This is a genomic window from Streptomyces sp. BYX5S (assembly GCF_054724165.1).
On the sequence record NZ_CM138829.1, the window covers coordinates 217,087 to 243,308 of the forward strand.

The following is a 26,222-nucleotide window of genomic DNA, read 5'->3' on the forward strand; positions in this document are numbered from 1 at the left end:
GGACGCGGCGGCCCCCCGTCCCCGCCTACCGTGAATGCCATGACCGACACGACCACCATCATCGGGGCCCCGCGCGAGCCGAGCCCCGAGCTCAGCCTCGTCAAGGCCGCGCTGCGCGGGCTGCGCGAGGACCTGTTCCGGGGGGTGCGCGCGTACCGGCCGCTGCCCCGCGCGGGCACCGACGGGCCGTGGGCGCGGCTGTTCCCGGCGCGGGCCCGCAGGCACCTGGCGCTCCTGCCGCACGCCGTCGTGCTGGGCCTGGCCGGTCTCACGTTTCTTGTGGGGACGGCGAGTTACGGCTCGGAGCAGGCGTTCGCCCTCGTCGCCGGGCTGATGGTCGCGGTCCCCGTGGCGCTCACCCTGCTCCGCCCGGTCCTCGCCTGGTGGCTCTCGCTGGCGGTGGCGCCGCTGCTGGTCGTGGCGACCGGCGACGGCCTCTACCCGTGGTCGAGCGGCAGCCTCCTGGGGCACACGATCGTGATGATGGTCGTCGCGGCGCGCACCCGGCCGCGTACGGCGGCGTGGATGTGGGCCCTGTCCACGCTGTACGCGCTGTGCTCCGCCGTGCTCTTCGGCGGCATCGACGGCGGCATCGCCATCCCCATGGCCGTGCTCTCCGGCATGGCCGTCGCGGTGGTCGCCCTCGTCCAGGTCAACCGCGCGGCCAAGCGCCAGGTCGTCCAGGAGCGCACGGTCACCGCCGTCGAGCGCGACAGGCGGACCCTGCTGGAGGAGCGCACGAACATCGCGCGCGAACTGCACGACGTGGTGGCGCACCACATGTCGGTCGTCGCCATCCAGGCGGAGGCCGCGCCGTACCGCGTCGAGAACCCGCCGCCCGAGCTGGAGCAGGCCTTCGTCACGATCCGGGAGAACGCGGTGGCGGCGCTGACCGAACTGCGCCGCGTCCTCGGCGTCGTACGGGCGGAGGACTACGAGGCGCCGGACGCGCCGCAGCCCACGCTCGCCGACCTCGACCGGCTCCTGGAGAACGTGCGGGACGCCGGGCTCGCCGCCACGATGACGGTGACCGGCGCGCCCCGTGAACTGCCGCCCGGCGTCGAGCTGTCGGCGTACCGGATCGTGCAGGAGGCGCTCAGCAACACGCTGCGGCACGCCCCCGGCGCGGACGCCGCCGTCGAGGTGGCGTACGTCCTCGGCGGGCTGGGGCTCCGGGTCGTGAACGGTCCGTCGACCGGTCTGGTGAAGCCGTCCCCCGGCGCCGGGCACGGCATCACGGGGATGCGGGAGCGGGTGTCCATGCTCGGCGGGGAGATGACGGCGGCGGCGACCGCGGACGGCGGCTACGAGGTCGCCGTCTTCGTCCCGGTGGCCGCGGTCACCGAGGAGCAGGCATGATTCGCGTCCTGGTCGCCGACGACCAGATGATGGTCCGCGAGGGCTTCTCGGTGCTGCTGAACGCCATGCCGGACATCGAGGTCGTCGGCGAGGCGGTCAACGGCGTCGAGGCCGTCGCCAAGGTCCGCGAGCTGCACCCCGACGTCGTCCTGATGGACATCCGGATGCCGGAGCTGAACGGCATCGAGGCGACCCGCGAGATCGTCGCGTCGGAACCCGCCGACACCGGCGCGAAGGTGCTCGTCCTGACCACCTTCGACCTCGACGAGTACGTGTACCAGGCGCTGCGCGCGGGCGCCTCCGGCTTCCTCCTCAAGGACGCCTCCGCCCGCCAACTCGCCGACGGGGTACGGGTGGTGGCGAGCGGCGAGGCGCTGCTCGCGCCGACCGTGACGCGCCGCCTGATCACCGAGTTCTCCAAGCTGTCGCAGACGCCGCGGCTCGCGACGGGCCGCAACCCGGACGCGTACGGGGAGCTGACCGACCGGGAGACGGAGGTGCTCGTCCTCATCGCGCAGGGCCTGTCGAACGGGGAGATCGCGGAGCGGCTCGTGGTCGCCGAGTCGACGATCAAGACGCATGTCAGCCGGGTCCTGGTGAAGCTCGGGCTGCGCGACCGGACGCAGGCGGCGGTCTTCGCGTACGAGGCACGTCTGGTCACGCCGGGGTGAGCGGGACTAACGTCCCGGCATGGATGCCGCCGCCTTCGACCCCTGGTCACCGGCCTTCGTCGCCGACCCCTACCCTGCGTACGCCGCGCTGCGCGAGGCGGGCCGGGTGCACTTCTTCGCGCCGACCAACCAGTACCTGATCCCGCACCACGCCAACGTCTCGGCGCTGCTGCGCGACCGCCGCCTCGGCCGCACCTACCAACACCGGTACGCGCACGAGGAGTTCGGCCGCACGGCGCCGCCGCCCGAGCACGAGCCGTTCCACACCCTCAACGACCACGGCATGCTCGACCTCGAACCCCCGGACCACACCCGCATCCGCCGCCTGGTCTCGAAGGCGTTCACGCCCGGCACGGTGCGGCAACTCCAGCCGTACGTAGAGAAGTTGGCGGAGGAGCTGGTGGCGGGGCTCGTCGCGGAGGGCGGCGGCGATCTGCAGACGGCGGTCGCCGAGCCGCTGCCGGTGGCGGTCATCGCCGAGATGCTCGGCATCCCCGAGTCCGACCGGGCGCCGCTGCGGCCCTGGTCGGCGGCGATCTGCGGGATGTACGAGCTGAACCCGTCGCCGGAGACGGCGCGCGCCGCGGTCACCGCGTCGCTCGAATTCACCTCGTATCTGCGGGAGTTGATCGCGGAGCGCCGCAAGCGGCCCGCCGACGATCTCGTCTCCGGTCTGATCGCCGCGCACGACGACGAGGACGGCACGGGGCCCGCCCGCCTCACCGAGCAGGAGATGATCTCCACCTGCGTCCTGCTCCTCAACGCGGGCCACGAAGCCACCGTCAACGCGACCGTGAACGGCTGGTGGGCCCTGTTCCGCCACCCCGAGCAGCTGGCGGCGCTGCGCGCGGACCACTCCCTGGTGCCGTCCGCGATCGAGGAGCTGATGCGGTACGACACCCCGCTCCAGCTCTTCGAACGCTGGGTCCTCGACGAGATCGAGGTCGCGGGCACCACGATCCCCGTCGGCTCGGAGGTCGCCCTGCTCTTCGGCTCGGCCAACCACGACCCGGAGGTGTTCACCGCCCCGGAGGCGCTGGACCTGACCCGCGCCGACAACCCCCACATCTCGTTCTCGGCGGGCATCCACTACTGCATCGGCGCCCCGCTCGCCCGCCTCGAACTGGCCGCGTCCATGCGGGCGTTGCTGACACAGGCGCCGACGCTGCGGCTCGCCGCCGAACCGGAACGCAAGCCGAACTTCGTCATCCGGGGCCTGGCGGGTCTCCGCGTCGAGCTGTGAGGAAACGGGTGAGGCGGGGTTCCCCCACCGGCACGGACGCGCTCAGGTGGTGAGGTCCCGTCTGCGCAGTCCCGCCAGCCCGGCGGCGACCAGCACCGCCGCGAGCAGCAGCTCCACGACCACCGGCCCCCACGTCATGTCGCCGCCCGGCAGCTTCGGCAGATGCCCGAACGGGGAGACGTCCATGACGGCCTGCGGCAGCTTCAGCGCCGGGCCGATCCAGCCGATGAGGAGCGCCGCGCCCGCCGCCGCCCACGCGGCCGCGGCGGCCCGCGGCCAGGCCCCGAACAGCAGCACGGCGATCCCGCCGAGCGTCCAGATCGCGGCGAGCTGGACCAGGCAGGCCCCGACGATCGCGCCGGTGTCGTGGCCGTAGCCGACCGCGAGGCCGAGGCCGCCGAGGAGCATGATCAGGGCCGCGCCCGCGAAGGCGATCACCAGGTGGCCGGCGGCCCAGGCGAGGCGGCCCACCGCGTTGGCGAGGATCGGCTCGGCGCGCTGCGAGGTCTCCTCGCCGTTCAGCCGGAGGACCGCCTGCACGATGAAGAGCGCGGCGACCATCCCCAGCATGCCGACCATCGTGGCGAGGAACGCGTCGGTGATGCCGGACCGGCCGCCCATCCGCTCGATGATCTCGACCGTGTTCCGGCTGTCGCCGACCAGGTCGGCCGCCCCCTCGGTCATCCCGCCGAAGACGACACCGGCCGCGAGGAACCCGAGGGACCAGCCGGCGACGCTGCCCCGCTGGAGCCGCCAGGCCAGCGCACCGGCCGTGCCGAGGCGTCCGTCGGCGGGGCCCGGCCGGGTCGGCAGGAAGCTCATGCCGATGTCGCGCCGCCCGGCGAGTTCGTAGCCGACCGCGCCCTGGATCACGGCGGCGGCGAGGAACAGGCCCAGCACCCACCACCGTTCACCGGCGAAGGCCCGTACGTTCTCGACCCAGCCGATCGGCGAGACCCACGTCAGCGGCGACGAGCCGTCGTTCGTGCCGGAGTCGCCCGCCGCCCGCAGCACGAAGGCCACCCCGAGCACCGCGGAGGTGGCGCCCCGCGCGAGCCGCGCGCTCTGCGTGAACTGGGCGACGATCGCGGCCGTCGTCGCGAACACCATGCCGCAGCCGCCGATCGCGAGCCCGAGGGCGAGCGCCCCCGCGCCGCCCTGGGCGGCCAGCCCGCCCGCGACGAGCAGCGCGAGCACCCCGTTGGCGACGAACGCCGCCAGCAGCGCGGCGGTCAGCGGCGCGCGCCGCCCCACCATCGCCGACGACACCAGCTCCTGCCGCCCGCTCTCCTCCTCGTCACGGGTGTGCCGTACGACGACGAGGAGGCTCATGACCGCGGCGAGTACGGCGGCGAAGGTGCCCGCGCGCCAGGCCGTGAGCGCGCCGAGCGAGTCCCCGAAGACCGGCCCGTACATGGCGCGCATCGAGCCGTTGGTGTTCATGGACGCCGCGATGTCGGCCCGCTCGGCGGCCGTGGGCCACACGCTCTCCAGCGAGTTCGGCATCGACACGACCAGCACGGCGGTGACGGCGATCCATACGGGCATCATGACGCGGTCGCGCCGCAGCGCCAGCCTGAGCAGGGTGCCGGTACCGGCGAGGTGCCGCGCGCCGCCCGGCCGGGCGACGGGACGGCCGTCGCTCACGAGGGCGGTCATCGCGCCACCGCCGCATCGGGCGTGCGGACGTCCTCCTGGTAGTGCCGCATGAACAGCTCCTCCAGGGTCGGCGGGGTGCTGGTGAGGGTGCGCACCCCGGACCCGGTGAGGGCGCGCAGCACGGCGTCCAGCTTGTCGGTGTCGACCTGGAGCCGGACGCGCCTGCCCTGGACGTCGAGATCGTGCACGCCGGGCAGAACGCTCAACCCGTGCGGCTCGCCGGCGAGTTCGGCGGTCACGCTGGTACGGGTCAGATGCCGCAGCTCGGCCAGCGAACCGCTCTCCACGGTCACGCCCTTCCTGATGATGCTGACCCGGTCGCAGAGCTCCTCGACCTCGCTGAGGATGTGCGAGGACAGCAGCACCGTGCGCCCGTGCTCGCGCGCGGCCTCCTCGACGTACGACTGGAAGACGTCCTCCATCAGCGGGTCGAGCCCGGAGGTCGGCTCGTCGAGGATGAGCACGTCGATGTCGACGGCGGCGAACGCGGCGACCAGGGCGACCTTCTGCCGGTTGCCCTTGGAGTACGTACGGCCCTTCTTGGTCGGGTCGAGTTCGAAGCGCTCGATGAGTTCGGCCTTGCGCTTGACGTCGAGCCCGCCGCGCAGACGCCCGTACAGGTCGATGACCTCGCCGCCGCTGAGGTTGCGCCACAGCGTCACGTCGCCGGGCACGTACGCCACCCGGCGGTGCAGCTCCACGGCGTCGGCCCAGGGGTCGCGGCCGAGCAGCTGGACGGCGCCGGAGTCGGCGCGCAGCAGACCGAGCAGCACGCGGATCGCGGTGGACTTCCCCGCACCGTTCGGGCCGAGGAAGCCGTGCACCTCGCCCGCCTCGACGTCCAGGTCGAGACCGTCGAGCGCGCGGGTCCCGCCGAACGACTTGTGCAGTCCGGAGACCGTGATTGCCTTCGTCATGTTTGTGAAGCTACGCGCACTTCACAAATTTGTGAAGTTAAGGAAGCGTATAAACTGTCGTCGCAGGCCGGGCAAGGGGAGAGGATCGGGACATGAGCGCGCAGGGCAAGGACGAGAAGCGGGCGGCGGCGGCCGAGGAGGCCCGCTCCCGGTTCGTCGAGCGCTTCGCCGCGCAGCTGGTCGAGGCCGGCATGACCCGGATGCCCGCCCGCGTCTTCGCCGCCCTCCTCGCCGCCGACTCCGGCGCCCTCACCGCCGCCGAACTCGGCGCGCGCCTGAAGGTCAGCCCCGCCGCCGTGTCCGGGGCGGTCCGCTACCTCACGCAGCAGCACATGGTCTCCCGCGAGCGCGAGCCCGGAACGCGGCGCGACCTCTTCCGGGTCCACAGCAACCAGTGGTACGAGGCGCTGACCAACCGCGACAGCATCCTCAAGCAGTGGGAGGACGCGCTCCGCGAGGGCCGTGACACCCTCGGCCCCGACACCCCGGCGGGCCGCCGCATCGGCGAGACCCTGGCCTTCTTCGAGTTCGTCCAGGCCGAACTGGCGGCCATGATGAACCGCTGGCGCGACCACCGCAAAACCCTGAACCTGGACTGACCCACCGCCCTTCCAGCCTCGCCGGCGTTTGAGGCGCGGGGTCCGGGGCGGAGCCCCGATCTTTTGGAGCCCCTGCGGCGATTGAGCAGCGGGGTCCGGGGCGGAGCCCCGTGGCGTCGACCACGGTGCCGCGCAACCGGACGGGTCAAGGAAGCGCCAGCGCCCACGCCCCGGCCCGCACCGACCACGTCCTCCTCCGCACCGGCCCCCCGATCGCCACCGCATCCGCCCGGTACCGGAAATCCGCCCCGGTCACCGTCACCACCCTCGCCTGCGCGATCACCGGCGGCGCCACCGGATCCGGATCCGCCCGCCGCACCTCCACCCGCGCGAGCCCGGTCCCCCCGACGGGCCCCACCGACACCCCCTCCACCGGCTGGTCGAGGTCGACGAGCGTCACCCCGTCCGCCTCCACCCGCAACCGCGCGGGCCGCCCCCCGTCCACCGGCGCCCGCCCCCCGAGCGACCGCACCAGCGAACCGCACGCCCGCCACCACGGCCGCCCGTGCCCCACGCCGGACGGCGACGGCTCCGCGACCGGCGGAATGGACAGCCCGCCCAGCACCACCCCGTCGCTGTCGTCCACCAGCAGATCGAGCCGCCGCACCGCCCCGTCGAGCGCGGCACGCGCCGCGTCCACGGTCCCGCCCGGCACCCCGAGCGAGCGCGCCAGCGACACCGCGGAGCCCACCGGCACCATCGAGAACACCGCGCCCGCCAGCTCCCGCTCCCGGTGCAGCAGCGACACCGCCCGCAGCAGCGCCCGGTCGTCGCCGACCACGACGGGCCGCCGGGCACCCCGCTTGGCCAGCGCTTTCGCGAAATCGGCGGGCCCCTGCGGCAGACACACCTTCGCCGTCGAGCCCGCGCACAACACGTCCTTGGCGATGCGTACGGACTCCCCGTCGGCGCGCATCGCGACCGGATCGACGATCACCAGCAGCTGCCGCGACAGCCCCTCGCTCGCGTCGTCCGCACGGTCAGATGGATGGTCCAAAGCCGCCACCTCGGCCTTGCCTCGCTTCCTCGGGTAGCATCTTTGTGCAAGAGCCCCTTGCGCTATTGCGCCAGGGGCTTCGTCTATTCCGGGGCACCCCAAGGCTTACGAAGGCACGCCGCACAGCCGCGGCCACGGCCCCTGACCTTGGACATGCCCCGCCCGGAAGGGGTGTACGCCTGTGCCCGCACTTGTGCTGCTCGGTGCTCAGTGGGGTGACGAAGGCAAGGGAAAGGCCACCGACCTGCTCGGTGGATCCGTGGACTATGTAGTGCGCTACCAGGGCGGCAACAACGCCGGCCACACGGTTGTCGTAGGCGACCAGAAGTACGCGCTGCATCTCCTCCCTTCCGGAATCCTCTCCCCGGAATGCACGCCGGTCATTGGAAACGGTGTCGTCGTCGACCCGTCGGTCCTGCTCTCCGAGCTGAGCGGTCTGAACGAGCGCGGCGTCGACACGTCGAAGCTTCTGATCAGCGGAAACGCTCACATCATCACGCCGTACAACGTGACGGTCGACAAGGTCACCGAGCGCTTCCTCGGCAAGCGCAAGATCGGTACGACCGGCCGCGGCATCGGCCCGACGTACGCGGACAAGATCAACCGCGTCGGCATCCGCGTCCAGGACCTCTACGACGAGTCGATCCTCACCCAGAAGGTCGAGGCGGCCCTCGAGGTCAAGAACCAGCTCCTGACGAAGCTCTACAACCGTCGCGCCATCGAGGCGGAGCAGGTGGTCGAGGAGCTCCTCGGCTACGCCGACAAGATCAAGGGCTACGTCGCCGACACCACCCTGATCCTCAACAACGCGCTCGACGAGGACAAGGTCGTGCTGTTCGAGGGCGGCCAGGGCACGCTCCTCGACATCGACCACGGCACGTACCCCTTCGTCACCTCCTCGAACCCGACCGCGGGCGGCGCCTGCACGGGTGCGGGCGTGGGCCCGACGAAGATCAGCCGGGTCATCGGCATCCTCAAGGCGTACACGACGCGTGTCGGCGCCGGCCCGTTCCCGACCGAGCTGTTCGACCAGGACGGCGAGGACCTGCGCCGCATCGGCGGCGAGCGCGGTGTCACCACCGGCCGTGACCGCCGCTGCGGCTGGTTCGACGCGGTCATCGCCCGTTACGCGACGCGCGTCAACGGTCTGACGGACTTCTTCCTGACGAAGCTCGACGTGCTCACGGGCTGGGAGCAGATCCCGGTCTGCGTCGCGTACGAGATCGACGGCAAGCGCGTCGAGGAGCTCCCGTACTCCCAGACCGACTTCCACCACGCGAAGCCGGTCTACGAGTACCTGCCGGGCTGGTCGGAGGACATCACGAAGGCCAAGACCTTCGCGGACCTCCCGAAGAACGCGCAGGCGTACGTGAAGGCGCTGGAGGAGATGTCCGGCGCCCCGATCTCCGCGATCGGCGTCGGTCCGGGCCGCGACGAGACCATCGAGGTCAACTCGTTCCTCTAGGCGACACGTGGTGCACGCCCCGGTGCCCCGGTCCGCTGCGGCGGGCCGGGGCACCGGCGCGTTCCGCGCCCTACCCGGCGGCCGTCACCCCGACCTGTCGTAGGTCAGCGGCTTCTCGCCGCCCGCCATCACCCGCGTCAGGCGGCCGTCCGCGGTGAGCGTGATCGTGCTCGGCGCGCCCGGTGTGCAGGCGCCGCTCGGCTGCGCCGTGGTCGGGTCGGTGGGGCCGATGCGGACCGTGGAGGCGGTCGCCGACTCCAGCCGGCCCTGGAACACGCAGTGGTACGGCTCGCCGTTCTTCTGGTAGCCGTCCGCCGTCAGGGAGAAGACCGTGTCGCCGGACTCGCCCTGCTGGAGCGTGATGCTGCGCGGGTGATGGCCCAGGGAGTTGTCGATCGCGCTCTCCCACGTGCCGAGGAAGCGCGTGGGCACGGCGCCCGCGTCGGCGGACCGCGGCGACTCCTGTCGCGACTCCTGGGCCGACGACACGTCCTCGCTCGGGGAGTCCGCCGCGTCCGGGCCGGAGGACGACGACGGACCGGACGCGTCGGCCGATGCGGAGACCTTGCCGTCCGCCTCACCGGAGGGCGAGCCCTCGCCGTTCATCAGCGCGTACACCGAACCGCCCGCGCCCAGCGCCACTATCAGCGCGACCACGATCAGCGCCGGGGTCGACCGGCTGCGGCGCGGCTCCTGCGCCGGAGGCGGCGGCCCGTAGGGCGGGGTCTGGCTCCAGCCGCTCTGCGGGTAGCCGTACGAGGGTCCGGACGGCCCCGAGGGCGGGTGCGGGTAGCCGTACGGCGCGGCGGGCGCGGTCGGCGGCGGGGTGTGCGGCGACTCGTGGGCGACCACCGTCGGGAGGTGGTCCAGCGGGGCCGCGCCCGGCCGGCCGGGCGGCGGGGGAGCGGGATCGTCGGCCGCTACCGGAGCGGGCGCCACGGGCGGCACCGGCGACGCGGGTGGGCCGGCCGGGCGGGGCGGTTCGGCGGGTTCGGTCGCGGCCGGCCCGGCGGGCGGCGCCGCCGGTTCGACCGTCGTGCGCTCCGGGTTCTCCGTGTCCAGCAACTTGACCGCGTGCCGCCCCAGTTGGGCCACCAGCGCGCCCGGCAGCCACGGATCGCGCGTGCGGCCGCCGTCCCCGAGCGTGTCGTCGGCACGGGTGAGGCGGAGCAGGTCGTCGAGCGTGGGACGGGCCTCCGGCTGCTTGTGCAGGCAGTCGCGGACCAGGTCCTGCAAGCCCTCCGGCAGGTCCCCGAGCTCCGGCGGCTCCTCCGCGATGCGGTACATCAGGGCGTGCACCCCGCTGCTGGACGTACGGAACGGCAGCCGCCCCGACGCCGCGTACGCGAGCACCGAACCCAGGCAGAACACGTCGCACGCGGGCGTGATCCGGTCGCCGCGCACCTGCTCCGGCGCCATGAAACCGGGCGAGCCGACCAGCGCCCCGGTGCGCGTGAACCCGCCGTCGGTCAGCGTCTCCAGGGCGCGCGCGATGCCGAAGTCGATGACGCGCGGGCCGTCGATGGTGATCAGCACGTTCGACGGCTTGAGGTCGCGGTGGACGATGCCCGCCGCGTGGATGTCCTTCAGCGCGTGCGCGAGCCCGCCCGCGAGGATCCGCACCGAACGCTCCGGCAGCGCGCCGTAGTCGTGCGACACCACCTGCTGGAGGCTGGGCCCGGCCACGTAACCCGTCGCCACCCAGGGGATCTCCGCGTCCGTGTCCGCGTCGAGGACCGGCGCCGTCCACGCGCCCCCGACCCGCCGCGCGGCCTCGACCTCCTGCCGGAACCGGTTCCTGAACTCCTCCTGCTCCGCGAGCTCCTGGCGCACCACCTTCACGGCGACCGTGCGCCCGCGCTCCGAACGCGCGAGGTACACCTCGCCCATGCCGCCCGCCCCCAGCCGGCCGAGCAGTCGGTAGGCCCCGATGCTCTGCCCGCCCCGCATTCCCTCCATGTCGCGCCACCCTCCCCCGGTATGTGTGCAACGAACTGAGACTAGTGCCGACCTATGACAGATGAGGCGCTTCGCGGCGTCGCCGGTTCCGTTCCGTGGCTGTTCGGTTACGCCGTTCGTTAACTGTCACCAAGCGCGGCGTTAACCCGGCCGTGCCTAGCGTGCGAGCCATGGACAACAGCCCTCCCGTCATCCAACTCGGCGCCCATCTGGGCCTCGACCTGCTGGCCGTCGCCGTACTGACCTTCGGGATCTTCTACCCGCGGCACCGCAGGCGCGAGCTGGTGCCCGCGTATCTCGCCCTGAACGTCGCGCTGTTCGCGGTCGTCGCCGCGCTCGGCGAGGTCGGCCGCGGCGGCGGGCTCGCCCTCGGGTTCGGCCTGTTCGGAGTGCTGTCCATCGTGCGGCTGCGCTCGGACGCGCTGCGGCACCAGGAAGTGGCGTACTACTTCGTCACGCTGGTACTCGGGCTGCTGTGCGGGCTGCGCGCCCTCGGGCTCGGCATCACCGCCGCGCTCGTCGCGCTGCTCCTCGTGGTCGTCTACGTCGCCGACCACCCGCGCCTGTACGCCCGCGACCGCCGCGCCGTCGTCACCCTCGACGCCGTGCACACCGACGAGAACGCGCTGCGGGCCGAACTCGCGCGACGCGTGGGTCCGCCGCACGGCTGGACGGTGCGGGAGATCGACTACGTACGCGACCTCATGGTTGTGGAAGTTGAATTCCGGCAACCGGATGTACGGGAACGATCGGAGGAGCCCATACGTCACTCACGTACCCACCGGGACGCTCATGGCCGTCATGAGCCTCGCAGTACGACGAAGACCGCAGCCGCCTATCACCAGGAGACCGTGTGATCCCCGCCGTACGCGCCATCGGGCGCGCCGCACTCGCCGCCAAGCCGTTGTCGCTGGACGAACTGAACGACAGGGCCGAGCTGCTGGCCCGCTACGACAACAGTTATCTGGTGCCGGTGGAGGTCTTCGAGGACTTCGCGGCGCTGCTGACCGACCCCCGGCGGGCCGGGGGCCCGTTCCGGGCGCTGTCGTTGAACGGCCGCCGCTGGTTCTCGTACAGATCCACCTATTACGACACCGCCGACCTTCGCACCTACCACGACCACCGGCAGGGGCGGCGGCTCCGCTACAAGATCCGGGAGCGGGTCTACCAGGACAGCGGGGAGCGGCAGTTCGAGGTCAAGCTCAAGAACGGCCGGGGCGAGACGGTCAAGCACCGGCGCCGCCTCGACGGCGCGGAGGGGCCGCTGGACGCGGCGCAGCGGGGGTTCCTCGCGGGGGTGCTCGGCGGGGCGTACGGCATCGACGCGCCGGACGAGCTCGCGCCTTCGCTGGTCACGGACTACCAGCGCGCCACGTTCGTCGCCGACGGGCAGCGGGTGACGTGCGACGCGGGGCTCGTCGTGCGGGACGTCTCCGACGGGCGGACGGTTCGGGCGGACGGGGGGCTCGTCCTCGTCGAGACGAAGACGCGGGGGCACCTCACGGAGGCGGATCGGATGCTGCACCGGTTCGGGGTGCGGGCGGCCGAGTTCACGAAGTACTGCGGCGGGTTCGCGGCCCTCCGCCCCGACCTGACCCCCAACCGCTGGTCCCACGCGGCCCGCCGCGCCTTCCCTTCCGGCCCCTTGACCCCCGCCTATTAAGCCCCTCCGGCGTTTGAGGAGCGGGGTCTGGGGCGGAGCCCCAGGGCGGGGCACGGTGCCGGTGGTTGCGGTCTCGGGGCTCTGCCCCGAACCCCGCTCCTCAATCGCCGGAGGGGCTTGAGTGGGCCACCGGTGAGGCTGGAGTGGGCCAGCGGAGGGGCTGGAGGGGGATCAGCCGGAGGGGCTAGAGGGGGATCAGCCAGAGGGGCTGGAAGGGGGCCACCGGAGGGTGATGGTGGCGCCCGCTCCGTTCGCGACGGACACCTCACCCCCGGACTCCTCCACCGTACGCCGCACAATCGACAGCCCGAGCCCCGTGGACCCACCCCCACTCGCCCCCCGCGCCTCGGACTCCGGCGGAATCCCGGGCCCGTCGTCCGCGACCACCAACTCCACCGCCGCCCCGGCCCTCCGCACCACCACCCGGAACCCCACGCCCTGCGGCGTGTGGTCCAGCACGTTGCCGATCAGCGCGTCGAGCGCCGCGACGAGCTCGTCCTCCGGAACCGGCACCGCCACCACCGCCTCCGGCACGGACACCTCCAGCACCCGCCCCTGATCGGTGGCGAGCGGCTCCCAGAACGCGGCCCGGTCCCGGGCCACCGCCGCGAGGTCCGCCCCCGCCGTCCCCCGCAACGGCTTGCGCGCCTTGCGGATCACCTCGTCCACCCCCCGCTCCAGCGAAGCGACCCCCGCCGCGATCCGCTCCGCCTCCTCCGCGTCCCGCAGCCCCTCCGCGTCGAGCCGCAGCGCCGCGACGGGGGTGCGCAGCCGGTGCGCGAGGTCCGCCGCGTTCTCCCGCTCGGCGGTGAGCAGTTCGTCGATGCGGGCGGCAAGGTGGTTCAACTCGGCCGCCACGGAACGCAGTTCCGGCGGCCCCTGCGGCTCGGCGCGCGCCGTGAGGTCACCGCCCGCGAGCCGGTCCGCCGTCCCGGCCAGCGCCCGCGTCGCCCCGACGAGCCGCGCCCCGAGCCGGTCCGCGAGCAGCAGCCCGATGAGGACGAGGCCCACCCCGATCCCGGCCAGCGTCAGCCACGACGAGAGCATCCCGTCGTACAACTGCCCGTTCGTGAGCGTCACTTGGACGACGGCCGTGCCGCCCTCCGCGCCCTGCACCGGCACCAGCACCTGACGTCCGCCGCCCGGCGCCTCGTACGTGAACGCGCGCCCCGCCCGCGCGAGCCGCACCGCGTCGGTGACGGCGGCCGGCGCCCCGATCACCCTGCCGTCGGCGAAGATCAGCGAAGTGTCCGGCCGGGAGGTCGAGTTGACGCTCTCCACGGCCTGTTCGGCGCCCGCCCGCTCACCCGCGCTGTGCAGCGTGGGCCCCATCGCGGCGGCCACCCACTGGGCGCGCGCCGTCGCCTCCGCGGTCGCCCGGTCCGCGGCGTGGCTGCGGGTGAGCAGGGTCAGCGGGACGAGCAGCGCGGTCAGGACGAGGGCGGTGGTGGCGGCCGTCAGGAGCAGCAGGGTGCGCCGCATTACGAGGCATCCCCGGCCTCCGGCGCCGACAGTTTCACACCCACCGTGCGCACGGTGTGCAGATAGCGGGGCGCCTGCGCGGACTCGCCCAACTTCCTTCGCAGCCACGACAGATGGACGTCGACGGTCTTGTCGGCGCCGCCGAGCGGCTGCTGCCACACCTCGGCCAGCAGCTCGCGGCGCGAGACGACCTGGCCGGGGCGGTGGGCGAGGTAGGCGAGGAGGTCGAACTCGCGGGGCGTCAGGTCCAGCGGCTGTCCGTCGAGCGTCACCTCGCGGGAGGCGGGCGCGACCACGAGCCCGCCGACCGTGAGCGGCTCGTCGACGTCGCCGGGCAGCCCGAGCCGCCGCAGCACCGCCTTGATCCGGGCGTCCAACTGGGCCGCGCCGAACGGTTTCACGATGTAGTCGTCGGCCCCGTCCCCGAGCACCGCGACCATCTCCGGCTCCTCGTCGCGGGCCGTCGCCACGATCACCGGCACGTCGCTCACCGCGCGCAGCATCCGGAGTATCCGGGCGCCGTCCACATCCGGCAGCCCCAGATCGAGCACGACCAGATCGGGCCGGTCCGTGACGGCGGCATCGAGCCCGGCCATCCCCGTCGCCGCGGTGGCGACGGCGTGACCACGGTCCCGCAGGGCTCGAACCAGTGCGTTCCGCAACGCGGGATCATCTTCGACGACCAATAGATGAGGCATACAACCACCCAACCAAACCCCTCCACCGACCCCACATCAAGCCCCTCCGGCGAGCCCGCATCAAGCCCCTCCGGCGATTGAGGAGCGGGGTCTGGGGCAGCGCCCCAGGAGCGCACCCCCGACGCCGCGCTCAGTCGTCATCGTCATCATCCGGCTCGGCGACGAGCGCAACCCGCGGCCCCCCACCCCCCACCCCACACCGAATCTCGTAGAGAGAATCGTCCCCGTCCTCCGGCTCCACCTTGACCCGCGCCACCCGCCCCGGCCCCCGCACCACGTCGTCGTCATCGATCTCGTACCCGTCCGCCGGACTCCACGACACCAGGTACACCCCACCGTCCGCCCCGCACTCGACGCTCGCCGAGCCCCCGGTGAACCGCAGCGTGCGCCGCTGGTCGGCGGGGGAGGCGGCGGCGGAGCCGGACGCCGACGCCGATCCCGACGGCCGCGGCGCCGCCTCCGCGGAGGCCAGCGCCCGCCGCACGGCCACGTCGTCGAGCGGCCGCCCGTGCGCACCGGCTCCCGCGTCCGCGTCGGCTCCCGCCAACTGCCAGGCGCCCAGCGCCCCCGCGGTGGTCCCCACGGCGACCCAGGCCGCGGTCACGGCGACATTGCGCCAGCGCTGCGCGATCGGCTGTCTCATGACGGCCAGCCTGCCCGACGGTTTCCTAACGCCACGCTAAAAGCGCCATGCCGAAAGCGACCCGGGCCGGGGGCGGGGCGACAGGTTGTCGGGTTCGGCGGCGTCCCACAGACAGGACGCCGATGGTGTGCCGGTGCATCGCGCATTTACCCTCGGCCCCATGACCCCTCAGCCGAATCCCCAGGTCGGCGCCGCCGTCAAGGCCGCGGACCGCAAGCACGTGTTCCACTCCTGGTCGGCACAGGAGCTGATCGACCCGTTGGCCGTCGCCGGCGCCGAAGGCTCCTACTTCTGGGACTACGACGGGAACCGCTACCTCGACTTCACCTCCGGCCTCGTCTACACGAACATCGGGTACCAGCACCCGAAGGTCGTCGCGGCGATCCAGGAGCAGGCGGGGAGGATGACGACCTTCGCCCCGGCCTTCGCCATCGAGTCGCGCTCGGAGGCCGCACGCCTCATCGCCGAGCGCACCCCCGGCGACCTCGACAAGATCTTCTTCACCAACGCGGGCGCCGACGCCGTCGAGCACGCCCTGCGGATGGCCCGCCTGCACACGGGCCGCCCGAAGGTGCTCTCCGCGTACCGCTCGTACCACGGCGGCACTCAGCAGGCCATCAACGTGACGGGCGACCCGCGCCGTTGGGCCAACGACACCGGCACGGCGGGCGTGGCCCGCTTCTGGGCGCCGTTCCTCTACCGCTCCCGCTTCTACGCGGAGACGGAGGAGCAGGAGTGCGAGCGCGCCCTGGAGCACCTGGAGTCCACGATCCAGTTCGAGGGCCCGGCGACCATCGCGGCGATCATCCTGGAGACGGTGCCGGGCACGGCGGGCATCATGCTGCCGCCGAAGGGCTACCTCGCCGGTGTCCGCGAGCTCTGCGACCGCTACGGCATCGTGTTCGTCCTCGACGAGGTCATGGCGGGCTTCGGCCGTACGGGCAAGTGGTTCGCCGCCGACCTGTACGACGTGACGCCGGACCTCATGACCTTCGCGAAGGGCGTGAACTCGGGGTACGTCCCGCTCGGCGGCGTCGCCATCTCCGGCGCGATCGCCGAGACCTTCGCGAAGCGCCCGTACCCCGGCGGCCTCACCTACTCCGGCCACCCGCTGGCCTGCGCCGCCGCCGTCGCCACCATCAACGTGATGGAGGAGGAGGGCATCGTCGAGCACGCCGCGAAGCTCGGCTCCGAGGTCGTCGAGCCGGCCCTCCGCGACCTCGCCGAGCGCCACCCCTCGGTGGGCGAGGTGCGCGGCGTCGGCATGTTCTGGGCCCTGGAGCTCGTACGGGACCGCGCCACGCGCGAGCCGCTGGTCCCGTACAACGCGACGGGCGAGGCCAACGCCCCGATGGCCGCGTTCGGCGCCGCCGCCAAGGCGAACGGCCTGTGGCCCTTCATCAACATGAACCGCACCCACGTGGTGCCCGCCCTGAAAATCACCGAGGCGGAGGCCAAGGAGGGCCTCGCCGCCCTGGACGTCGCGCTGTCCGCGGCCGACGAGCACGTGGCGTAACCCGGTCGCGGGGCCGGGGCGGGGCGTAACCTGACCAGCCGACCCGCCCTGCCCCGCCCCGACCGCCCGCCCCACCACCCGAACCGGGGGAACCGACCCGTGCCTGTTCCCGACGGCAGCCCCGCCGTCACCCGCTCCACCCTCCGCCAGCAGATCGCGGACGCGCTGCGCGACGAGATCCTGGCGGGCCGCCTCACTCCCGGCCAGGAGTTCACGGTCAAGGAGATCGCCGAGGGCTACGGCGTCTCGGCCACGCCCGTCCGCGAGGCCCTCGTGGACCTCTCCGCCCAGGGCCTCCTCGACTCCGCCCAGCACCGCGGCTTCCGCGTCCACGAGTACTCGTTCCCGGACTACCGCGCGATGATCGAGGCCCGCAGCCTCGTCGCCGACGGAATCTTCCGCGGCCTGTCCGCCGACCCGGACCGCGCCCCGCGGACCGCCGAGGACCTCGCCGGTGTCCGGCGCCGCGGCGAGGAGGCGTCCCGCGCGGCGACGGCCGGCGACCTGAACGTCCTCATCGGCTACGACCTGCGTTTCTGGCGCGAACTCTCCGCCCTCTTCGGCAACCCGTACCTCTCCGACTTCTTCCACCGCCTGCGCGTGCAGTCCTGGATGTGCGCGGTCCCGCACCTGCGCGCCGCCGGGGACCTCCGGGGCCGGCTGTGGGCGGGGCACTGCGCGCTGGTCGACGCGCTCGCCGACCGCGACCCCGACGCCGCGCAGGCGCTCATCGCCTCGTACAACGACGACTCCCTTTCCCTGATAGAGACGCTGACGGGCGGCTAGCAGGCGGGAACAACGGGTACGCGCAAGACAGGTCACCACCGGCCCGCGCCGCACTACCCTGACCTGACGTACTCCGGAGCACTGAGGAGCCCCCTTGGCCTGTGACCTGTGGCTCGTTCCCCTGGTCGACGTGCTGTGCCACAGCCCCGACAACCCGTTCGCCGAAGAACTCGCGCTCTACGACAAGGCGTTGGGCGAGGCAGGACTGCCACCGGTGCCGGTCTACGCGTACATGCCGGGCCTGTCCGGGGACGTGGCGCCGATCGCGGGGTTCGACTACGACGCGCTGCACTTCCTGCGGCGGGCGTACCTGCTCCAGATCTGCGGGCTGGCCGTCACGCCGGTCGACGAACTGGGCGGCGACTACGAGCAGCTCCTGGAGATGTTCGAGTCGACGGCGCAGAGTTCGCACCTGGTGTGGCACTACGACCACGCGGGGGCGTACGTGCCCGTGGACTTCCCCGCGCCGCTGTCCAACGACGAACTCCTCGCGGGGGGCGGCCCGTTGGGCTCGTCGCACGCGCTGCTGCGGGAGCTGGAGTACGTGGCGCCGTCCATCGGCATCGACCCGGCCAACCCGCCCGCGCCCCCGGCGCCGCCCGCGGCCCCCACGTCCCTGGAGGAACCGGCCGCGGCCGTCCCCCTGGACGACAGCCCCTTCGCCCGCGAACGCCACGTCTGGCTCGGCCTCCACCAGGCCGCCACCCGCAGCCTCGCCCAAGGCTCCATGCTCATCTTCAGCTGACCATCCAAGCCCCTCCGGGGGCCATTCAAGCCCCTCCGGCCCCAATCAAGCCCCTCCGGCGCTTGAGGAGCGGGGCCCGGGGCAGAGCCCCGATCTTTTGGAGCCTCTCCGGCGGCTGAGGAGCGGGGCCCGGGGCGAGCCCCGATTTTTGGAGCCCCTCCGGCGATTGAGGAGCGGGGTCCGGGGCGGAGCCCCGTGGCGTGGGGCCATCCGCCGGTGGCACCCCTACCGGGGCTCCGGGGGCCGCTGACGCGGCATGTTGGGCCGCGCCCCCGGCGGCAACGGAAACCGACTGCTGGGCTGCTCCACCTGCCGCCCCCCACCCGGCACCGCCGCCTGCATCGTCAACGGCGCAGGCCCCGACCTGAACTCCACCATCCAGTCCGCCGTCTCCGCCCGCACCAACTCCGTCACGTCGTCGGAGAACCTCCGCAGCACCCCAAGACACCGCTCGGCCGCCTCACTGGCCGTCCCCTCCGTGGGCCCCAGCACCTCCCGCACGTTCTCCGACGCCCAGTCGAACTGGAGCACCTGCAACCGCCGCTGCACCGCCTGCGCCGTCGCCACGTCCCTCATCCACCCGGACGTCAGCCCGAAGTACCGGTCGCACGCCACACACGCCACCGCGATCAGCAGCGACAGATACCCCCAGGGCGCGACCCCGCCCACCACACCCGTGAGGTCGAGGAGCGGAAGCACACCCCCGCACACCGCCCCCAGCACCGTCCCGGTCCGCAGCGTCCGCGCACCCCGCCGCTTCCACACCCGGTCCGCGAGGTACCAGTCCGCCGTGCGCAGCGCCCCGTCCTCGACCCACCGGTACAGCTCGTCGAGCCGCTCCGCGGGCTCGCCCCAGTCGCCGAGGGGGAACGTACGGCCGGTGAGATCGCCCTGCCGGGGGGATTTGCCGCCGCGGGTGCCCCCGCCGCCGCTCCGGCCCGGGGCCGCCCCCTCGTGGGGCGCTCCTTCGGGCTGCATCTCCGGCTGACTCACCCGGAACTCCCTCGACTGGTCACTGCTGGGGCTGATGTGCAGCATCTTCCTACCGCCCAATGGGTGGCCGAACCCCTGTTTTCACCGGATCTCCGCCCGGACGTGGGCGTGCATCAGGTATAGAAAGCAACCCATCTCACTCGAAAGAGTGCAGAGCGGAAAAGACGCCGTCCGTGCCCCCGTGAGGCTCCCGGTCCCCGCGCCACCGGACCCCCCGACCACGTAGGCTCGGATCCAGGGGCACCGGCGGACAACCGCAGACATACGCCCCGCCCGACGTCGTCGCGCAACGGACCGGAAGCGGACCGGAACAGGAGCTGATCGTGATCCCCGGTGGTGGCCAGCCCAACATGCAGCAGCTGCTCCAGCAGGCCCAGAAGATGCAGCAGGACCTCGCGAAGGCTCAGGAGGAGCTGGCGCAGACGGAGGTCGAGGGCCAGGCCGGCGGCGGTCTCGTCAAGGCGACGGTGACCGGAGGCGGCGAGCTGCGCAACCTCGTGATCGACCCGAAGGCGGTCGACCCGGAGGACACCGAGACCCTCGCCGACCTGGTGGTCGCGGCGGTCCAGGCGGCGAACGAGAACGCGCAGACCCTCCAGCAGCAGAAGCTCGGCCCGCTCGCCCAGGGCCTCGGCGGTGGCGGCGGCATTCCGGGTCTCCCCTTCTGACCCCGCCGCCAACTACCGTACGTACCAGGACGCGGCACCCGCGGAACCAGCAGTAGACGACCCGAAGGCGAAGGCAATCCGTGTACGAAGGCGTGGTCCAGGACCTCATCGACGAGTTGGGCAGGCTGCCCGGCGTCGGTCCCAAGAGCGCGCAGCGGATCGCCTTCCACATCCTTCAGGCGGAGCCGACCGACGTGCGACGCCTCGCGCAGGCGCTGATGGAGGTCAAGGCGAAGGTCCGCTTCTGTGCGACGTGCGGCAACGTCGCGCAGGAGGAGCTGTGCAACATCTGTCGCGACCAGCGGCGGGACGGTTCCGTGATCTGTGTCGTGGAGGAGCCCAAGGACGTCGTGGCGATCGAGCGCACCCGTGAGTTCCGCGGGCGGTACCACGTGCTCGGTGGCGCGATCAGCCCCATCGAGGGCGTCGGACCGGACGACCTGCGGATAAGGGAACTGCTCGCCCGCCTCGCGGACGGCACGGTCACCGAGCTCATCCTCGCCACCGACCCGAACCTCGAGGGCGAGGCCACAGCGACGTACCTCGCCCGCATGATCAAGCCCATGGGCCTGAAGGTCACCCGCCTGGCCAGCGGCCTCCCCGTCGGGGGCGACCTGGAGTACGCGGACGAGGTGACCCTCGGCCGCGCCTTCGAGGGGAGAAGACTCCTAGATGTCTAAGACGCCAGAGAAGTCGCCGCAGGGTCCGGACCCCGACGACTTCGCCGTTCAGATCTCGGACCAGATCGAGTCGTTCATCGTCGCCGTGACCGAGATCGCCAAGGGCGACGAGCCGGACTCGGCGGTGCCGTTCCTGCTGCTCGAGGTCTCCCAGCTGCTGCTCGCGGGCGGCCGCCTGGGCGCGCACGAGGACATCCTCCCGGACGAGCGCTACGAGCCGGACCTGGGCGCCGAGCCCGACATGGACGACCTGCGCGAACGCCTGGGCGCGATGCTCGACCCGGTCGACGTGTACTCCGAGGTCTTCGACCCGTACGAGCCCCGCAAGGCGCCGGTCGCCGCGCGGATCTCGGACGACCTCGCGGACGTCGTCTCCGACCTGCGGCACGGGATGGCCCACTACCGCGCGGGCCGGATCACCGAGGCGCTGTGGTGGTGGCAGTTCTCGTACTTCTCCAACTGGGGCTCGACGGCCTCGGCGACGCTGCGCGCCCTCCAGTCCCTGGTGGCCCACGTCCGCCTGAACCAGCCCCTGGAGGACCTCGACGGCCTCGACACCGACGAGGACCTGTCAGCGGCCGAGGGCACGCTGGAGGAGGAGGCGGGCCAGGTCATGGCAGCGGAGATCGCCGGTCCGCTGGGCCTGCGCCCCGTGAAGTAGGAGCGCCCCGCAGGGGCGCGGGGAACTGCGCAACACCCACCCCGGCTCCCGTGTCAAGAGTGTGACCCGCCCCACTTCCCGGTTGCCCCGGCACGGTCTGGGCATGCGCTTGTCCGGAGCGGCCGGAGGTCGGCAAACGGAAACCTGGTGATCAGGTCGTGGGCGGGACATCTCACGATGTGATATATCCGGGGCGGATTTCGGCCGCTCGTTAAACTGAGCCGACCGCAGTGCGCATACGTACATGCGGTGACAGACGGACTGAGCGAGGAGCGCACGTGGGCCTTGTCGTGCAGAAGTACGGAGGCTCCTCCGTTGCAGATGCCGAGGGCATCAAGCGGGTCGCCAAGCGCATCGTCGACGCCAAGAAGAACGGCAACCAGGTTGTCGTTGTGGTGTCCGCGATGGGCGACACGACGGATGAGTTGATCGATCTCGCCGGGCAGGTTTCCCCGATCCCTGCCGGGCGCGAATTCGACATGCTGCTGACCGCCGGAGAGCGGATCTCCATGGCCCTGCTGGCCATGGCGATCAAAAACCTGGGGCACGAGGCCCAGTCGTTCACGGGCAGTCAGGCCGGTGTCATCACCGACTCGGTCCACAACAAAGCACGGATCATCGACGTCACGCCGGGGCGCATCCGGACCTCGATCGACGAGGGCAACATCGCCATCGTCGCCGGGTTCCAGGGCGTCAGCCAGGAGGGCAAGAACATCACGACCCTCGGTCGTGGTGGATCCGACACCACCGCCGTCGCCCTCGCCGCCGCGCTCGACGCCGAGGTCTGCGAGATCTACACCGATGTCGACGGTGTGTTCACCGCCGACCCGCGCGTCGTGAAGAAGGCGCGGAAGATCGACTGGATCTCCTTCGAGGACATGCTGGAGCTCGCCAGCTCCGGGTCGAAGGTGCTGCTCCACCGCTGCGTGGAGTACGCCCGTCGGTACAACATCCCGATCCACGTCCGCTCCAGCTTCAGCGGGCTGCAGGGCACGTGGGTCAGCAACGAGCCGATCGAGAAGAAGCAGCAAGGGGAACAGGGCGTGGAGCAGGCCATCATCTCGGGTGTCGCGCACGACACCTCCGAGGCGAAGATCACCGTTGTCGGAGTGCCGGACAAGCCGGGTGAGGCCGCGAAGATCTTCCGGGCCGTCGCGGACGCCCAGATCAACCTCGACATGATCGTGCAGAACGTGTCGGCCGCGTCGACCGGTCTGACCGACATCTCCTTCACGCTCCCCAAGACCGAGGGCCGCAAGGCCATCGACGCCCTGGAGAAGCAGAAGGCCAACGTCGGCTTCGACTCGCTGCGCTACGACGACCAGATCGCCAAGATCTCCCTCGTCGGCGCCGGCATGAAGACGAACCCGGGTGTGACCGCCGGCTTCTTCGAGGCGCTCACCGACGCGGGCGTGAACATCGAGCTGATCTCGACCTCCGAGATCCGCATCTCGGTCGTCACGCGCGCCGACGACGTGAACGAGGCGGTCCGCGCCGTGCACTCGGCCTTCGGTCTCGACTCGGACTCCGACGAGGCCGTGGTCTACGGGGGCACCGGCCGCTGATGGCCCAAGTCTCCGCCAGGCGTCCGACGCTCGCGGTCGTGGGAGCGACCGGGAGCGTCGGCGCCGTTCTGCTGCAGATCCTTTCGCAGCACGCGGACATCTGGGGCGAGATCCGGCTCGTGGCCTCCGCGCGCTCCGCGGGGCGCAAGCTCTCCGTACGCGGTGAGGAGGTCGAGGTCGTCGCCCTGGAGGAGTCCGTCTTCGACGGGGTCGACGTCGCGATGTTCGACGTGCCCGACGACGTGGCCGCGCGCTGGGCGCCCGTCGCCGCCGCCAAGGGCGCCGTCGTGGTGGACAACTCGCCGGCCTTCCGCATGGACCCCGACGTACCGCTCGTCGTCCCCGAGGTGAATCCGCATGCCGCGCGCGTGCGGCCGCGCGGCATCATCGCCAATCCGAACTGCACGACGCTGTCGATGATCGTGGCGATCGGGGCGCTGCACGCCGAGTTCGGGCTGCGCGAGCTGGTCGCGTCCAGTTACCAGGCGGTGAGCGGGGCGGGGCAGGCCGGTGTGGAGACGCTGCGGGCGCAGCTGTCCCTGGTGGCCGGTTCGGAGCTCGGCACCGCGCCGGGCGATCTGCGCCGGGCCGTCGGCGACCGGACGGGACCGTTCCCGGAGCCCGTCGCGCTGAACGTCGTGCCGTGGTCGGGCGCGCTCTGCGAGGACGGCTGGTCCTCGGAGGAGATGAAGGTGCGCGGCGAGACCCGCAAGATCCTCGGGCTGCCGGACCTGAAGGTCGCCGTCACCTGCGTCCAGGTGCCGGTCGTCACCACGCACTCCCTCACCGTCCACGCCCGCTTCCAGAGCGAGGTCACCGTGGACCGGGCCCGCGAGATCATCGCGACCGCCCCCGGCGTCGTCCTCTTCGACAACCCGGCCGCCGGTGAGTTCCCCACGCCCGCCGACGTGGTGGGCACCGACCCGACGTGGGTGGGGCGCGTACGGCGCTCGCTCGACGATCCGGCGGGGCTCGAACTCTTCGTGTGCGGGGACAATCTCCGCAAAGGCGCCGCTCTGAACACCGCGCAGATCGCCGAACTCGTGGCGGCCGAGCTCACTCCCCTGTGAGCTGCGGCTCTTTCCACGCCCGTGATCCGGGATGCCCCTTCCCCTACGCGCGTTGACTCGTAAGATTCTGTGTGAGTTTTGTGTAAGCGGTATTTCCCTCCCCGCCCTGCAACCGGAAGCAGGGCGGGGAGCGTCTTTGCGGTCGCCCTGCCGAGGTGTGGAGAACGGCTCGGACATATGGGGCATAGGGGAAGAGTGGTACGCATGTCGGCATTCGAGGCGGCGCCCTGGGTGGGGACGACGAGGTCTGTCGCAAAAGGGGCGCCTGACGCGTACAACCCTGACGGGGGGAAGCTTGTCCAACAGGCGTGGCAGAAGTACTGGACTTCACAGCGGTGCGGGCGACGGGCGCGGCCCTTCGTCCGCCTCTCGCTCCCCTTGGAACCCGCCGTGTGCGCACGGCCGGCGGCATGCCGGTGATCGCCCCCATGCCCGCGGCGCGGCCGGCGCGCGTTCCGGCACAGGGCGCTGACGAGTCGATGACGCAGGCCGGTACCTCCGTCGACCATCTCACCGAGACCTATCGCGCCCACTACCGCTCCCTGCTGGGGCTCGCGGCGCTGCTTCTCGACGACACCGCCTCCTGCGAGGACGTCGTGCAGGAAGCGTTCATCCGCGTGCACTCGGCGCGCAAGCGGGTGCGCGACCCGCAGAAGACGCTCGCGTATCTGCGGCAGACCGTGGTGAACCTGTCGCGGTCCACGCTGCGCCGCCGCATCCTCGGCCTCAAGCTGCTCACCAAGCCGATGCCGGACATGGCGAGCGCGGAGGAGGGTGCGTACGACCTGCTGGAGCGTGACGCCCTGAAGAAGGCGCTGCGGGGGTTGCAGCGCCGTCAGCGCGAGGTCCTCGTCCTGCGATACTTCGCGGACATGACGGAGGCGCAGGTCGCCGAGGCGCTCGGGATATCGCTCGGCTCGGTCAAGGCGTACGGATCGAGGGGTATCGCGGCGCTGCGCGTCGCCATGGAGGAGCCGGCATGAACCACCATCTCGACGGCGGCCCGGAGGAGCGGGCGGCCGACGAAGTGCGTGAGGCAGGCGAGCCCGGCACGGACGAGCTGGCGCTGCGCCGCATGATGCGGCAGGCCGTCTCCGACATCGAGCCCTCGGACCAGGCCCTCGACGCGTTGCAGCGGGCGGTTCCGGCCCGCCGCGCCCGCAAGCGGCAGGCCGCCGTGGGCGCGGTCGCCGTGGGCGTCTTCGCGGCGATGGCGGTGCCGGCCGTGCTGCACGTGGCGAACACGGACTCCTCCGGCGCCAAGCCGTCCATCGCGGGCCACAGCCAGGCCACGCACGGCGGGGCGACCGAGGGCACGGAGACCGGTGGCGCGGGGCAGGACGGCGGGGGGAAGCCGTCCCACGCCAAGGACAAGGACAAGGACGGCAAGAAGGGCGCGAAGGGCGACGAGCACAAGGGCTCCGGCGCCGCCGCCGGTGGCGGCGATCCCGCGTCCACCGCGGCCGCCAGCTCTCCCACCTGTGCGGCGGGCGAGCTGGGCGCTCCGACCGCGTCCGTGGGGCCGCCCGCAGCGGACGGCAAGGTCTACGGCTCGTTCCGCGTCGCCAACGTCTCGGGCTCCAACTGCACGGTGGACAACCCGGGATCCGTGGTCACCGTCGCGCAGGGCGCGGCCGACCCGGCGAAGGTGAGCGTCGTCGACCACACCTCGGGCGACGGGTCCGGGCTCCCCGACCCCTCGACCGAGCCGAGCCAGCTGATCCTCGAACCGGGCAAGGCGTACGAGGTGCGGTTCGCGTGGGTGCCGTCGGCGTCCTGCCCCTCGTCGGGCGGAACCGGTGGCGGTGACGGGGGGACCGCGGGGCCCTCCCCGTCCCCCTCGCCGAGTCAGGACACGGGGTCGGGTGGGGAGGCCACGACCGACACCGCGCCCCAGACGACGACGCAGCTCGGGTCCGACGGGGCCGAGGAAGGCAGTGTGGCTGTCTCCCACACGGCGGAGCCGGGGGCGCCGTCCGCCGCCACCACCATCTCCGACGCCTGCGCCGGCACCCTCTACCGCACCGGCCTCCTCCCAGCCTCCTGACCGAACCTCCTCAATCGCCGGAGGGGCTTGGTGTGGCCGGACCTGCTCCTCAATCGCCGGAGAGGCTCAAAAGCCGGGGCTCCGCCCCGTACCCCGCTCCTCAATCGCCGGAGGGGCTAGGCGGTTTCGTTTGGAT

Annotated in this window: 25 protein-coding genes; 17 read left to right on the plus strand and 8 right to left on the minus strand. The window is 72.2% G+C overall.

The annotated features are described in order from the left end of the window. The first annotated feature begins 39 nt into the window (after positions 1-39). Genes ACYBSK_RS01020 through ACYBSK_RS01030 form a run of 3 tightly spaced genes read left to right on the plus strand, consistent with a single transcriptional unit; the run spans position 40 to position 3,273 of the window. Positions 40-1,359, plus strand: a complete 1,320-nt coding sequence (locus ACYBSK_RS01020; protein ID WP_460244859.1) for a sensor histidine kinase — start codon at positions 40-42, stop codon at positions 1,357-1,359. Then, on the plus strand, positions 1,356-2,030 hold the full coding sequence (locus tag ACYBSK_RS01025) for a response regulator (protein WP_457474901.1): 675 nt from the start codon (positions 1,356-1,358) through the stop codon (positions 2,028-2,030). Before ACYBSK_RS01020 ends, ACYBSK_RS01025 begins: the two co-directional genes overlap by 4 nt. Positions 2,031-2,049: 19 nt before the next feature. Next, positions 2,050-3,273, plus strand: coding sequence for a cytochrome P450 (locus ACYBSK_RS01030; protein WP_460244860.1), 1,224 nt, complete (start codon positions 2,050-2,052; stop codon positions 3,271-3,273). Between the two features lie 42 nt (positions 3,274-3,315). Here the strand turns inward: ACYBSK_RS01030 and ACYBSK_RS01035 are convergent, their stop codons facing one another. Further along, the gene (locus tag ACYBSK_RS01035) at positions 3,316-4,932 is read right to left on the minus strand and encodes an ABC transporter permease (protein WP_460244861.1); all 1,617 of its coding nucleotides are present in this window, start codon (positions 4,930-4,932) and stop codon (positions 3,316-3,318) included. Beyond that, positions 4,929-5,849 (minus strand): ABC transporter ATP-binding protein, encoded by a 921-nt coding sequence (locus ACYBSK_RS01040; RefSeq protein WP_460244862.1) that lies wholly within the window; start codon positions 5,847-5,849, stop codon positions 4,929-4,931. Before ACYBSK_RS01040 ends, ACYBSK_RS01035 begins: the two co-directional genes overlap by 4 nt. Positions 5,850-5,941: 92 nt before the next feature. Here ACYBSK_RS01040 and ACYBSK_RS01045 point away from each other — a divergent pair, with 92 nt between their 5' ends. Further along, positions 5,942-6,448: a GbsR/MarR family transcriptional regulator gene (locus ACYBSK_RS01045; protein ID WP_457474905.1), complete on the plus strand. Its 507-nt coding sequence runs from the start codon at positions 5,942-5,944 to the stop codon at positions 6,446-6,448. Between the two features lie 145 nt (positions 6,449-6,593). Here the strand turns inward: ACYBSK_RS01045 and ACYBSK_RS01050 are convergent, their stop codons facing one another. Beyond that, positions 6,594-7,364 (minus strand): diacylglycerol kinase, encoded by a 771-nt coding sequence (locus ACYBSK_RS01050; protein WP_457481621.1) that lies wholly within the window; start codon positions 7,362-7,364, stop codon positions 6,594-6,596. 262 nt (positions 7,365-7,626) lie between these two features. Between ACYBSK_RS01050 and ACYBSK_RS01055 the strand changes: the two genes are divergently transcribed. Continuing rightward, positions 7,627-8,910 (plus strand): adenylosuccinate synthase, encoded by a 1,284-nt coding sequence (locus ACYBSK_RS01055; RefSeq protein ID WP_460244863.1) that lies wholly within the window; start codon positions 7,627-7,629, stop codon positions 8,908-8,910. Between the two features lie 84 nt (positions 8,911-8,994). On the opposite strand, the gene ACYBSK_RS01060 is transcribed toward ACYBSK_RS01055, so the two are convergent. Continuing rightward, positions 8,995-10,869 (minus strand): serine/threonine-protein kinase, encoded by a 1,875-nt coding sequence (locus tag ACYBSK_RS01060; protein ID WP_460244864.1) that lies wholly within the window; start codon positions 10,867-10,869, stop codon positions 8,995-8,997. Between the two features lie 170 nt (positions 10,870-11,039). Here ACYBSK_RS01060 and ACYBSK_RS01065 point away from each other — a divergent pair, with 170 nt between their 5' ends. Both ACYBSK_RS01065 and ACYBSK_RS01070 read left to right on the plus strand, forming a co-directional pair. Then, positions 11,040-11,726, plus strand: coding sequence for a DUF4956 domain-containing protein (locus tag ACYBSK_RS01065; protein WP_460244865.1), 687 nt, complete (start codon positions 11,040-11,042; stop codon positions 11,724-11,726). Next, positions 11,723-12,532 (plus strand): polyphosphate polymerase domain-containing protein, encoded by an 810-nt coding sequence (locus ACYBSK_RS01070; protein ID WP_460244866.1) that lies wholly within the window; start codon positions 11,723-11,725, stop codon positions 12,530-12,532. The genes ACYBSK_RS01065 and ACYBSK_RS01070 overlap by 4 nt, the downstream gene beginning before the upstream one ends. Before the next feature lie 195 nt (positions 12,533-12,727). Here ACYBSK_RS01070 and ACYBSK_RS01075 read toward each other — a convergent pair whose 3' ends face one another. The 3 genes from ACYBSK_RS01075 to ACYBSK_RS01085 all read right to left on the minus strand — a co-directional run bounded on the left by ACYBSK_RS01075 (position 12,728) and on the right by ACYBSK_RS01085 (position 15,355). Next, entirely contained in the window at positions 12,728-14,014 is a 1,287-nt protein-coding gene (locus ACYBSK_RS01075; RefSeq protein WP_460244867.1) for a sensor histidine kinase, read from the minus strand. Further along, the gene (locus ACYBSK_RS01080) at positions 14,014-14,712 is read right to left on the minus strand and encodes a response regulator transcription factor (RefSeq protein ID WP_460244869.1); all 699 of its coding nucleotides are present in this window, start codon (positions 14,710-14,712) and stop codon (positions 14,014-14,016) included. The genes ACYBSK_RS01075 and ACYBSK_RS01080 overlap by 1 nt, the downstream gene beginning before the upstream one ends. Before the next feature lie 130 nt (positions 14,713-14,842). After that, positions 14,843-15,355, minus strand: a complete 513-nt coding sequence (locus ACYBSK_RS01085; RefSeq protein WP_460244870.1) for a hypothetical protein — start codon at positions 15,353-15,355, stop codon at positions 14,843-14,845. A 160-nt stretch (positions 15,356-15,515) separates the two neighbouring features. On the opposite strand from ACYBSK_RS01085, the gene ACYBSK_RS01090 reads away from it, so the two are divergent. The 3 genes from ACYBSK_RS01090 (at position 15,516) to ACYBSK_RS01100 (ending at position 18,402) form a co-directional block, all read left to right on the plus strand. After that, complete coding sequence (locus ACYBSK_RS01090) at positions 15,516-16,871, plus strand: aminotransferase class III-fold pyridoxal phosphate-dependent enzyme (RefSeq protein ID WP_460244871.1); 1,356 nt, start codon at positions 15,516-15,518, stop codon at positions 16,869-16,871. A 99-nt stretch (positions 16,872-16,970) separates the two neighbouring features. Further along, a complete protein-coding gene (locus ACYBSK_RS01095; protein WP_460244872.1) occupies positions 16,971-17,657 on the plus strand; it encodes a GntR family transcriptional regulator in 687 nt (228 codons plus the stop codon). 94 nt (positions 17,658-17,751) lie between these two features. Then, entirely contained in the window at positions 17,752-18,402 is a 651-nt protein-coding gene (locus ACYBSK_RS01100; RefSeq protein ID WP_457474915.1) for a hypothetical protein, read from the plus strand. 225 nt (positions 18,403-18,627) lie between these two features. Here the strand turns inward: ACYBSK_RS01100 and ACYBSK_RS01105 are convergent, their stop codons facing one another. After that, complete coding sequence (locus ACYBSK_RS01105; protein ID WP_457474916.1) at positions 18,628-19,395, minus strand: SLATT domain-containing protein; 768 nt, start codon at positions 19,393-19,395, stop codon at positions 18,628-18,630. A 323-nt stretch (positions 19,396-19,718) separates the two neighbouring features. On the opposite strand from ACYBSK_RS01105, the gene ACYBSK_RS01110 reads away from it, so the two are divergent. The 7 genes from ACYBSK_RS01110 to ACYBSK_RS01140 all read left to right on the plus strand — a co-directional run bounded on the left by ACYBSK_RS01110 (position 19,719) and on the right by ACYBSK_RS01140 (position 26,086). Continuing rightward, positions 19,719-20,063, plus strand: coding sequence for a YbaB/EbfC family nucleoid-associated protein (locus ACYBSK_RS01110; RefSeq protein ID WP_457474917.1), 345 nt, complete (start codon positions 19,719-19,721; stop codon positions 20,061-20,063). An 80-nt stretch (positions 20,064-20,143) separates the two neighbouring features. After that, positions 20,144-20,743 carry a recombination mediator RecR gene (recR, locus tag ACYBSK_RS01115; protein ID WP_385763237.1) on the plus strand — a complete coding sequence of 200 codons (600 nt, stop codon included), beginning with the start codon at positions 20,144-20,146 and terminating at the stop codon, positions 20,741-20,743. After that, the gene (locus tag ACYBSK_RS01120; RefSeq protein ID WP_457474918.1) at positions 20,736-21,404 is read left to right on the plus strand and encodes a DUF5063 domain-containing protein; all 669 of its coding nucleotides are present in this window, start codon (positions 20,736-20,738) and stop codon (positions 21,402-21,404) included. The genes recR and ACYBSK_RS01120 overlap by 8 nt, the downstream gene beginning before the upstream one ends. Before the next feature lie 278 nt (positions 21,405-21,682). Next, positions 21,683-22,969 (plus strand): aspartate kinase, encoded by a 1,287-nt coding sequence (locus tag ACYBSK_RS01125; RefSeq protein WP_457474919.1) that lies wholly within the window; start codon positions 21,683-21,685, stop codon positions 22,967-22,969. Continuing rightward, on the plus strand, positions 22,969-24,039 hold the full coding sequence (locus ACYBSK_RS01130; protein ID WP_457474920.1) for an aspartate-semialdehyde dehydrogenase: 1,071 nt from the start codon (positions 22,969-22,971) through the stop codon (positions 24,037-24,039). The genes ACYBSK_RS01125 and ACYBSK_RS01130 overlap by 1 nt, the downstream gene beginning before the upstream one ends. A 308-nt stretch (positions 24,040-24,347) precedes the next feature. After that, positions 24,348-25,022 (plus strand): SigE family RNA polymerase sigma factor, encoded by a 675-nt coding sequence (locus ACYBSK_RS01135; protein WP_457474921.1) that lies wholly within the window; start codon positions 24,348-24,350, stop codon positions 25,020-25,022. Beyond that, positions 25,019-26,086, plus strand: a complete 1,068-nt coding sequence (locus tag ACYBSK_RS01140) for a hypothetical protein (protein WP_460244873.1) — start codon at positions 25,019-25,021, stop codon at positions 26,084-26,086. Before ACYBSK_RS01135 ends, ACYBSK_RS01140 begins: the two co-directional genes overlap by 4 nt. The last annotated feature ends 136 nt before the right edge of the window (positions 26,087-26,222 follow it).

Excerpts from the sequence above, each read along its gene's own strand:
- ACYBSK_RS01020 (WP_460244859.1), top strand. The coding sequence starts at position 40 with ATGACCGACACGACCACCATCATCGGGGCCCCGCGCGAGCCGAGCCCC.
- ACYBSK_RS01025 (WP_457474901.1), top strand. The coding sequence starts at position 1,356 with ATGATTCGCGTCCTGGTCGCCGACGACCAGATGATGGTCCGCGAGGGC.
- ACYBSK_RS01030 (WP_460244860.1), top strand. The coding sequence starts at position 2,050 with ATGGATGCCGCCGCCTTCGACCCCTGGTCACCGGCCTTCGTCGCCGAC.
- ACYBSK_RS01035 (WP_460244861.1), bottom strand. The coding sequence starts at position 4,932 with ATGACCGCCCTCGTGAGCGACGGCCGTCCCGTCGCCCGGCCGGGCGGC.
- ACYBSK_RS01040 (WP_460244862.1), bottom strand. The coding sequence starts at position 5,849 with ATGACGAAGGCAATCACGGTCTCCGGACTGCACAAGTCGTTCGGCGGG.
- ACYBSK_RS01045 (WP_457474905.1), top strand. The coding sequence starts at position 5,942 with ATGAGCGCGCAGGGCAAGGACGAGAAGCGGGCGGCGGCGGCCGAGGAG.
- ACYBSK_RS01050 (WP_457481621.1), bottom strand. The coding sequence starts at position 7,364 with ATGCGCGCCGACGGGGAGTCCGTACGCATCGCCAAGGACGTGTTGTGC.
- ACYBSK_RS01060 (WP_460244864.1), bottom strand. The coding sequence starts at position 10,869 with ATGGAGGGAATGCGGGGCGGGCAGAGCATCGGGGCCTACCGACTGCTC.
- ACYBSK_RS01065 (WP_460244865.1), top strand. The coding sequence starts at position 11,040 with ATGGACAACAGCCCTCCCGTCATCCAACTCGGCGCCCATCTGGGCCTC.
- ACYBSK_RS01075 (WP_460244867.1), bottom strand. The coding sequence starts at position 14,014 with ATGCGGCGCACCCTGCTGCTCCTGACGGCCGCCACCACCGCCCTCGTC.
- ACYBSK_RS01080 (WP_460244869.1), bottom strand. The coding sequence starts at position 14,712 with ATGCCTCATCTATTGGTCGTCGAAGATGATCCCGCGTTGCGGAACGCA.
- ACYBSK_RS01085 (WP_460244870.1), bottom strand. The coding sequence starts at position 15,355 with ATGAGACAGCCGATCGCGCAGCGCTGGCGCAATGTCGCCGTGACCGCG.
- ACYBSK_RS01090 (WP_460244871.1), top strand. The coding sequence starts at position 15,516 with ATGACCCCTCAGCCGAATCCCCAGGTCGGCGCCGCCGTCAAGGCCGCG.
- ACYBSK_RS01120 (WP_457474918.1), top strand. The coding sequence starts at position 20,736 with ATGTCTAAGACGCCAGAGAAGTCGCCGCAGGGTCCGGACCCCGACGAC.
- ACYBSK_RS01130 (WP_457474920.1), top strand. The coding sequence starts at position 22,969 with ATGGCCCAAGTCTCCGCCAGGCGTCCGACGCTCGCGGTCGTGGGAGCG.
- ACYBSK_RS01140 (WP_460244873.1), top strand. The coding sequence starts at position 25,019 with ATGAACCACCATCTCGACGGCGGCCCGGAGGAGCGGGCGGCCGACGAA.